Source organism: Terriglobales bacterium (assembly GCA_035937135.1).
Taxonomy (GTDB): Bacteria; Acidobacteriota; Terriglobia; order Terriglobales; family Acidobacteriaceae; genus DASYVL01.
This window is the reverse complement of the sequence record DASYVL010000071.1, coordinates 1-9,012: the sequence shown is the minus strand read 5'-3', so window position 1 is coordinate 9,012 and position 9,012 is coordinate 1. Positions and strand designations below refer to the sequence as shown.

The window sequence follows — 9,012 nt, the reverse complement described above, 5'->3', positions numbered from 1 at the left end:
CGGGCTACCGCGCCCTGGTCGCGGAGCTCTCCTCCGATCTGCACGCCCGGGGGATGAAGCTCTACGTGGCGCTTCCGGCGCACAACGAGGATTACGACTACGCCTACGTTGCCGCCCGCGCCGACGGCGTCATCCTGATGGACTACGACCAGCACTATCCCGGCGGCCCCGCGGGCCCGGTGGCCGCCCAGAGCTGGTTCGCCGACAACCTGAAGATCGCCCTCAAGGTGATGCCGCGGGAGAAGATCATCGTCGCGGTGGGAAACTACGGCTACGAGTGGACCAGCGACCCGAACCATCTCCGGCAGGTCGCCAATGCCCAGACCGTCCCCGTGCAGCAGGCGTGGCTGACGGCGCGGGAGTCTGAGGCCAGTCCGGAGCTGGACGCGGACAGCCTGAATCCGCACTACGCCTATGTGGACGAATCCAGCGCCCGTCATGACGTCTGGTTCCTCGACGCTGTAACGGCGCTGAACCAGATGCGGGCGGCCCAGGCCCTGGGCATCAACACCTTTGCGCTCTGGCGCCTGGGCTCCGAAGACCGCTCTTTGTGGGCGGTGTGGGACGTGCCGGGCGAACCGGAAGCTCCAGCGAAGCTGAGGTCCGTTCCTCCCGGCCAGGACGTGGACATGGAGGGCCAGGGGGAGATCCTCAGGATCGATGCGCGGCCCAGTCCGGGCGAGCGCCAGATCACGGCCGATCCTTCCACCGGGCTGGTCACCGCGGAAACCTTCAGCGTGCTTCCCGAACCCTATCGAGTGATGCAGCACGGCGCCAAGAAGGAGCAGATCGCCATCAGCTTCGACGACGGGCCGGACCCGAACTACACCCCCAAGATCCTCGACATCCTGAAGGCAGAGCGGGTTCCGGCGACGTTCTTCCTTATCGGAGCGCAGGCGGAGCGCTACAGTGGTCTGACCCAGCGCATCTATCGCGAAGGCCACGAGATCGGCAACCACACCTTCTGGCATCCCGACATCAGCAACATCTCCCCCACCTACATGAAGCTGGAACTGAACCTCACCGAACGCTTCTTTGGCAGCGAGCTGGGAGTGAAGCCTCTCTTCTTCCGTGCGCCCTATTCCATCGATCAGGATCCGGAGACCGCCGATGAGGTCCGGCCCCTGGAGATGGTCCAGGACCTGGGCTACATCACGGTGGGCTCCAAGGTCGATCCCGGCGACTGGCAGAAGGATCCCCGCCCGACGGCCGAGGAGATCACGGCGACGGTGATGACCCGGCTCACGGATGTATCGCAGCCGGGCTGCACGGCCGAGCCCTGCGGCAACATCGTCCTTCTGCACGACGGCGGCGGCGACCGCAGCGAGACGGTGCGGGCGTTGCCCATGATCCTCCGCGAGCTGCGCGCACGCGGGTACACGCTGGTGCGCATCTCCGCCCTGCTGGACAAGACCTCCGCGGACGTCATGCCGCAGCTTGGCCCAAACGAGCGCTGGGCCGCGCGGCTCGACAGCTTCGGCTTCCTGCTCTACCGCCTGTTTCAGCAGGCGCTGATTTTTGTCTTCTTCGTCGGCGACACGCTGATGACCCTGCGGCTGCTGCTGGTGGGGGCGCTGGCCATCTTCGACCGCTTCCGCGCCCGGGCGCGGGAACACCAGGAGGCCGCCGGGTACGCCCCTCCCGTTGCCATCCTGGTCCCGGCGTTCAATGAAGAGAGGGTCATCGAGCGCACGGTACGCGCGGCGCTGGCCTCTGAGTACCCGCGCCTCCGTGTGATTGTGATTGATGATGGCTCTACCGACGCCACACTGGCCGTCGCCCGCAGGCTCTTCGCCAAGGAAATCGAGGCAGGACGCCTGCTCCTGCTCACGCAGGCGAATGCCGGAAAAGCCGAGGCTTTGAACCGCGGTCTGGCGCGGGTGGAGGAGAAAGTGTTCCTCGGCATCGACGCCGACACTGTGATCGCCCCCACGGCGGTGGCGCAACTGGTCCCACACTTCGCCGATTCCCGCGTGGCCGCCGTGGCCGGGAACACCAAAGTAGGGAACCGCGTGAATCTCTGGACCCGGTGGCAGGCCCTGGAATACATCACCAGCCAGAACTTCGAGCGGCGGGCGCTGAACGTGCTGAACGCGGTGAGCGTGGTGCCCGGGGCCATCGGCGCCTGGCGGACTGCGGCGGTGCGCGCCGCGGGCGGCTTCCATCCCGATACCGTCGCCGAGGACGCCGACCTTACCATGTCGCTGCTGGAAGGCGGCCACCGCGTGAATTACGACGACCGCGCCCTGGCCTACACCGAGGCCCCGACCAGCGCCGGCAGCCTCATGAGCCAGCGCTTCCGCTGGTCGTTCGGCATCCTGCAAGCGGTGTGGAAGCGCCGCGGCGCCTTCGCGCGCCGGGGAGCGCTGGGCTGGATCGCCCTGCCCAACATCTTCATCTTCCAGATTCTGCTGCCGCTGACCGCGCCCTTCATCGACCTGATGTTCCTGGTGGCCGGGCTGGTCTACCTGGTGGACCGCTACTTCCATCCCGACTCCGCCGATCCCGCCAACTTCCTGCGCCTGGCGGTGTTCTTCGCGGTGTTTTTGATTGTGGATTTCCTCGCGTCGCTGCTGGCCTTCGCGCTGGAGCGGCGGGATGCCGCCTCCCAGCGGGACTTCTGGCTGCTGGCGCACGTGTGGCTGCAGCGCTTCGCTTACCGGCAGATCTTCTCCGTGGTGCTGTTCAAGACGGTGAAGCGCGCCATCGACGGCCGACAATTCTCCTGGGAGAAGATGGAGCGCACCGCGGCGCTCCCTCATGGTCGTCCCGTCTGATTCTCCGCCGAATGCTAAAATGAATGTTTGCGCAGCAACGCGCCGCGCGCTCAGGTGGCGCCGAAAGGACTCTGGAATGGCCACGGTGGAAGCTCCTGCCCGCGTTCCGACCCGCCTCCCGCAAGGGGAGTTTCGCAATGAGCCGCTGATCGATTTTTCCCGCGACGAAGCCGCGGCCCGCGCCATGCGCGCCGCCATCGAGAAAGTCCGCTCGGAGCTGGGCCGCGAGTACGACCTGGTGATCGGCGGCCAACGGAGCCGCACTTCAGGGAAGATCCAGTCCATCAACCCGGCGCGGCCCTCGCAGGTGGTGGGCATCCACCAGAAGGCGGGGGCGGAGCACGCCGCCCCGGCGGTAGAGACGGCGCTGGCCGCCTTCGAAAGCTGGAAGCGGACGCCGGCGGAGGAGCGCGCCGGGCTGGTGTTGCGCGCCGGCGACCTGCTGCGCGAGCGCAAGTTCGAGTTCGAGGCCTGGCTGGTCTTCGAGGTGGGAAAGAACTGGGCGGAGGCCGACGGCGACATCGCCGAGACCATCGACTTCTGCGAGTTCTACGCCCGCGAGGCGCTGCGCCTTTCGCGCGTGGAGACGCCGGTGCAGCTCCCGGGAGAGCGCGATCTGTTGCGCTACATCCCGCTGGGCGTGGGCGCGGTGATCCCGCCGTGGAATTTTCCCGCCGCCATCATGGCGGGGATGACCCTAGCCTCCATCGTTTGCGGCAACACGGTGGTGCTGAAGCCTTCGAGCGACTCGCCCACCATCGCCGCCAAATTCTTCGAGCTGCTGCAGGAGGCGGGCCTGCCCGACGGCGTGGTGAACTTCTGCCCCGGCTCCGGCACCACCTTCGGCAACGCCATCGTGGAGCACCCCAAGACGCGCTACGTGGCTTTCACCGGGTCGAAGGAAGTGGGGCTCGACATCCACGCCCGGGCGGCGCAACCACGCCCCGGGCAGATCTGGATCAAGCGCACCGTTCTGGAGATGGGCGGCAAGGATTCCATCGTGGTGGACGCCGACGCCAACCTGGACGCCGCGGTCGAGGGCGTGACCCTGGCCGCTTTCGGATTCCAAGGACAGAAGTGCTCGGCCTGCTCGCGCGCCATTGTGGACGAGCGCATCTACGACCTCTTCCTCGAGCGTCTGAAGGCACGAGTGGAGAAGATTTCCGTCGGCGATCCCACGGAGAACCACTTCATGGGCCCGGTGATCAACGAGGGCGCCATGAAGTCCATCCAGGAGTACATCGCAGTGGGCAAGAAGGAAGGACGCCTGGTCACCGGCGGCGGCGCGGCGCCGGCCGCGGGCGAGGGCTACTACCTCCAGCCCACGGTCATCGCCGACGTCCCTCCAGGGGCGCGGCTCTCGCAGGAGGAGGTCTTCGGTCCAGTGCTGGCCGTGATCAAGGCCAAGAATTTCGATGACGCCCTGACCATCGCCAACAACACCGAGTTCGGGTTGACGGGGGCGGTGTACACGGCGTCGCCGGAAAAGATCGAGCGCGCCAAGCGCGACTTCCACGTGGGCAACCTCTACATCAACCGCAAGTGCACGGGAGCCATGGTGGGCGCGCATCCCTTCGGCGGCTTCAACATGTCGGGCACCGACTCCAAGGCCGGCGGCCCCGACTACCTCTACCTGTTCTCGCAGGCTAAATCGATTGGGGAGAAGGTCAGCTAGGGTCGAGCCGGGTTCGCTGCGGTGGTGACCGCCGTCGCGGCTTCCGCCAGGATGCGGTGGTGGATGGTGAACAGCGCCAGCTCCAGGCGGTCGGAGACTCCTACCTTGTCGTACACGTTGCGCAGATAGTTCTTGATGACCTGTTCGGTGGTGCCCAGGCGGGTGGCGATCTCCTTGTTCTTGTAGCCCTGCACGATCAGCGCCACAATGCTCAGCTCGCGCGGGGTGAGCCGGTCGCGGACGCGCGCGCCTACCTGGTCGCTTTCCGAGGCTTCGGCGAGCGAGCGCACGTCCTGCACCCAGGTCTCCCCCTTGGCCACCTTGCGCACGCAGTCCACCAGCGCGCTCCCGGTGACGCTGCGAAACACCACGCCTCCGACTCCGTCCTTCAGATACTTGTCGGGGTCCTCGCCGTTCTCCGCCACCAGCACCACGTGAGTCTTCTGTTGCTTGGCGGCCGAGAGCACGGTGTCCAGGGCGGGGACCAAAGCCGGCGAGAGGATGAGTACGCTGGCGCGGAAGCGTTCGAGGGCCATCTGCATCTGTTCGCCGGTTTGCGCCTGGGCGACGATGCGCACGTCGTCCTCCACGGCCAGCACCTTGGCGGCGCCGGCGCGGAAGATGGCCTGATTGTCCGCCAGTATCACCTTCAACATCGCGCTACAGTTCCTGGGTTCACGGCTTCCGCACGAACCTGTACTGGTCGATGATGCAGGCCAGTCCCTTCCATCGCTGCTGCTTCTTCTTCCGTTTCTTGGGGGACGCCGGGGCCGCTTCGGCGCGCACCACCCGCCCGCTGCAATGCAGCTCCACATCTTTGCGCGTTCCCAGGGCCTGGTGGGGAAGGGTGATGGCGAACTCGATGGTGGATCCGATCTCGAAGTCGGCGGCGGCGGAAAAATACGCACCGCCCGCGCTCACGTCCGTAGTGGAGCCCTTGTGTTTCCGGGAGGACTTGTGTTTGCGAATGGTGATGGGCAGGCGCAACGGGAAGCGCTTGCCGGTTCTGGCCTCGGTCACAGGATTCTGCTCTCCCGGCGGTCCCCACGCCCCGCCGCGACTGAAGGGATGAAGGTGCGAACTCCGGGTTTATACCACGAAGGACAGCGGCACACTAGCAGGGGGCGCGGCTCAGAAGGCTCCGCCGCCGCCACCGCCGAAGCCGCCGCCGGAAAAGCCGCCGCCGCTGAACCCGCCGCCGCTGGAGAAGCCGGAGCCCGAAGAACTGGCCCGCGGCACCGAAACGAACGCCGACTGCGCCTGACTGGTCATGCTGGTCAGGCCGTTGGTGAACATCCAGGGGCTGAACATGCCGCCGCCGCTGGACTGGTACCAGTTGGGCGGGTCCTTCACGATGCCTTCGAAGGCGTGCGCCCACTGGTGCTCCACTCCCAGGGCCATGGCGAAGGGCAGATACTTCTCGAAGGTATCGGGCGGCATGCGCTTCAGGCGATCGGCATCCACCCGCTGCATGAACTCCTGGAAGCCGCGCACCGCGGTGAAAGTGCGGACGCCGTAGAAGGTCTTGCAGGTCATCTTCCGGCCGAACAGGTACACGACCAGCCCCGCGGCCGCCACGGCAACGAAGCCGGTGAGCCCGGAGTCAAAAACCGACATCAGGCCCATCCAGTGCAGGACCACGAACAGCACAACGATGAGCGCGATGCTTCCCAGCCGGTATTTCTGCGCCGCATCCGGGTCCGTGCGATACATGCCCTTGTTCTTGAGGGCGTGCAGGATGTCGTGCTTGAGGATGGGGATGGCGGTATAGAACTTGTTCCTGAGATCCGACAGCTTGGTCTGCTGGCCTCCCGCGAAGACGTTCTCCAGCATCACGCGCTCGTGCGGGGCGAGTTCCTGCCACTGGGTCATGGGCTTCAGCAGATGAAAGACGTAGTCCTTGCTGTGGAAGAGGGAGAGCATGCCCTCGTCCTTGATCTCTTCGATCCTGACGTAGCCGCGCACCGCCAGGTCCACGAGCGTGGAGGTGATATCGCGGGGATCGACGCTGTCATCGATCAGCGTCCCCATTTCGGCGGGCGTCATGTTCGCCGGAGGCTCATAGATGGGCGCCACCGAAATCCCGGGATCGGGGTCGCGGCCCTTGTACCACCACAGCGGAAACATCACCGCCAGTGCCGCCAGCGGCAACAACACGATGGAGTTGCCGGCCAGGAACCAGCCGATGCGCGTCAGGATCCCCGGGGCCCGCAGGATGCCGGGCGGGACATAGACGTCAATGGTGAGTCCGCCGCGCAGGGGAAGGGGACTGGTGGTCTCGAACTGGGCATTGGCGCCGTTGACGGTGGCCGTGGCTTCGTGCGAGGTGTCGCCGTAGGCTCCGGTGAAGGCCTGCGCGCGCAGGCTGCCGGCGGCCTGCGCCGGGAAGATGACGAAGGCCGAGGCGTGGTCGATGGGAACCGGCCAGTCGTTGCCGGTGACGTTCCAGTAGAACTCGTCGTGGTCTTCGAAGTGGCGGATGCCGTTGGAGACGTGGTAGGTGATCTCCACCGTGCGGGTGGTGTCATCCGCGTCCGGGACGTAGATCTTCAGTTTGCGATAGCCGTCTTCGACGCGGCTCTCGTACTCGAGGGGGTGGCCCTCGCCGTCGACCACGCGGGTGACCTTGAGCAGGAGCTTGTAGTTGCTGCCGCCCGGGCCAGGGTAGTCCACCGGGATGTCGCGGTAGATCCCGTTCCAGTGTCCGACAAAGACCAAGGTGATGCGCTCGGTAATGACGGCGCTGGAGTCCTCGTCCACCAGCACCTGGCTGCTGAAGTTGGCGATGCGCCAACTGCGCGCCGCAGCGGGAAGGGAGGCCGCGAGAACAAGCAGCAGAAGGGCGAGGCCGGATGGGAACCGGCTCCTCCGGCCCGCGACTGGGGACTTCCAGGACATCAGATCAGAACTTCACCGCCGGGGCCTCGCGCTCTGCGGCCGCGTCCAACTCGAAGAACGCACGCGGCTGGAAGCCGAACATGCCGGCTACCAGGTTCTTGGGAAAGACCTGGATGCTGGTGTTCAGGTCGCGCACCACGGCGTTGTAGTAGCGGCGCGCGTTCTGCAGGTTGTCCTCGATCTCGGCCAGCGACTTCTGCAGGGAACTGAAATTCTCCGAAGCCCGCAGTTGCGGATAATTCTCCGCCACCGCGAACAGGCTCTTGAGCGCCATGGTCAGTTGGCCCTCGGCCTGGGCCCGCTCCGCCGGCCCCGTGGCCTGCATGGCCATGGAGCGGTACTTGGTGACGTTTTCGAAAGTGCTCTTTTCGTGGCCGGCGTACCCTTTCACCGTCTCCACCAGGTTCGGGATCAGGTCGTGGCGGCGCTTGAGCTGGACGTCAATGTCGGACCAGGCGGAATCCGCCCGCACCCGCAGCCCCACCAGGCTGTTGTACATCACCCCCAGGAAGGCCAGCCCACCCACAATCAGCAGGAGAATCACTAAACCGAACGCCATCTCTCCTCCAGATTCCGCTTTTGGAACGCGCGCAACGTATCATATCGTCCCCGGCCATGCAACGCCCGGGGAATGTAGCATTCCTCATGTGGCTTGCTTCGCTCGCCCGGGAACAGGGTAGAATCGGCTGGATTCCTCAAGCGGAGCATCGGGGCCGTGCAGTTTTCGCCGTAAAGACCCGGCGCTAGTGTGTGAGGGTCACGTCCACGGTCAGCTTCCCGCCCTTCTCCACATCCACGACCTTCTTGACGGGCTTGTAGCCTTCCAGTGTCAGGCTGATCTCGTAGCTTCCCGGGCTGAGAAAGAACTCGACCGGAGTGGTCTTCTTCACCGGCTGCCCGTTGACCAGCACCTGCGCGCCCTTGGGGTTGGTGCGCACTGCGACCCGGCCTGAGTTCTCCTGCGCGCCGCCGAAGATGCTCCCAAACTTGCCCACGGTCTTGATGTTCTCGGTGCTGCCGGTCAACTTCAGGGTGGGGCTGAACTGCGCTGCTTGGCCGGGTACGGTCTCCAGCGTTCCGGAGGCATCGAGGTAGCCTGGTTTGCGCACCGCAACCGTGTGGCTGCCCTTGGCCACGACGATCTGTGCCGGCGTGACCTTGCCGGTGTCCCTGCCATCGAGGATGACGTTGGCGCCCGCGGGCGTGCTGTTCACGGAGATGGTGGCGGCAAGCTCGGCCATGGGCACAGCCAGGATCGCGTTCTGGCCGGCTGCGACCTGGGCCGTCCGGCTCACACCCGTGTGCCCCGGCTTGCTGAAGCTGACCGTGTGACCTCCAACGGCCAAACCGGTGACGGTGAACGGCGTGACCCACCCCGGCTCATGCCGGCCGTCGATCTGCACCTCTGCGCCCTGGGGGGAAGAGTCGAGGCTCAGGCCGCCGGTGGCTGCAGGAGCTTCCACCGGCGCGGCCGCGGCGCGTACAGGTTTCGCCTTCGCCTTGGCGGGCCCGGCCGGCGTGGGCAGAGGGAGTGGCGGGGCAGCGGGCGCCACCGTGGTCTGGGAAGAAGGTGGAACAGCGGCGCCGGTCGCCGTCCCATGTTTTGCGGGGGTCAGCAGCCAGAACGCTCCCACGACGATGACTATGAAGAGCAGCGCTATC

At 65.9% G+C, this 9,012-nt stretch carries 7 protein-coding genes; 2 read left to right on the top strand and 5 right to left on the bottom strand.

The genetic code is table 11. From position 1 onward, the window contains the following. Together VGQ94_04435 and pruA are read left to right on the top strand one after the other, a co-directional pair. The coding region (locus VGQ94_04435; GenBank protein HEV2021753.1) for a glycosyltransferase at positions 1-2,777 on the top strand (2,777 nt) is incomplete at its 5' end. Positions 2,778-2,853: 76 nt separating this feature from the next. Continuing rightward, the gene (gene pruA / locus VGQ94_04430; protein ID HEV2021752.1) at positions 2,854-4,452 is read left to right on the top strand and encodes an L-glutamate gamma-semialdehyde dehydrogenase; all 1,599 of its coding nucleotides are present in this window, start codon (positions 2,854-2,856) and stop codon (positions 4,450-4,452) included. Here the strand turns inward: pruA and VGQ94_04425 are convergent. The 5 genes from VGQ94_04425 to VGQ94_04405 form a co-directional block, all read right to left on the bottom strand. Then, entirely contained in the window at positions 4,449-5,108 is a 660-nt protein-coding gene (locus tag VGQ94_04425; protein HEV2021751.1) for a response regulator transcription factor, read from the bottom strand. The genes pruA and VGQ94_04425 overlap by 4 nt on opposite strands. 19 nt (positions 5,109-5,127) lie before the next feature. Continuing rightward, on the bottom strand, positions 5,128-5,472 hold the full coding sequence (locus VGQ94_04420) for a PilZ domain-containing protein (GenBank protein ID HEV2021750.1): 345 nt from the start codon (positions 5,470-5,472) through the stop codon (positions 5,128-5,130). A 111-nt stretch (positions 5,473-5,583) separates the two neighbouring features. Further along, positions 5,584-7,350 carry a DUF2207 domain-containing protein gene (locus VGQ94_04415; GenBank protein ID HEV2021749.1) on the bottom strand — a complete coding sequence of 589 codons (1,767 nt, stop codon included), beginning with the start codon at positions 7,348-7,350 and terminating at the stop codon, positions 5,584-5,586. 4 nt (positions 7,351-7,354) lie between these two features. Then, positions 7,355-7,909, bottom strand: a complete 555-nt coding sequence (locus tag VGQ94_04410; GenBank protein ID HEV2021748.1) for a LemA family protein — start codon at positions 7,907-7,909, stop codon at positions 7,355-7,357. A gap of 184 nt (positions 7,910-8,093) precedes the next feature. Continuing rightward, on the bottom strand, positions 8,094-9,012 hold a 919-nt coding region (locus VGQ94_04405; protein ID HEV2021747.1), incomplete at its 5' end, for a PEGA domain-containing protein.

Coding starts and splice junctions, on each gene's coding strand:
- pruA (HEV2021752.1), top strand. CDS start 2,854: ATGGCCACGGTGGAAGCTCCTGCCCGCGTTCCGACCCGCCTCCCGCAA.
- VGQ94_04425 (HEV2021751.1), bottom strand. CDS start 5,108: ATGTTGAAGGTGATACTGGCGGACAATCAGGCCATCTTCCGCGCCGGC.
- VGQ94_04415 (HEV2021749.1), bottom strand. CDS start 7,350: ATGTCCTGGAAGTCCCCAGTCGCGGGCCGGAGGAGCCGGTTCCCATCC.
- VGQ94_04410 (HEV2021748.1), bottom strand. CDS start 7,909: ATGGCGTTCGGTTTAGTGATTCTCCTGCTGATTGTGGGTGGGCTGGCC.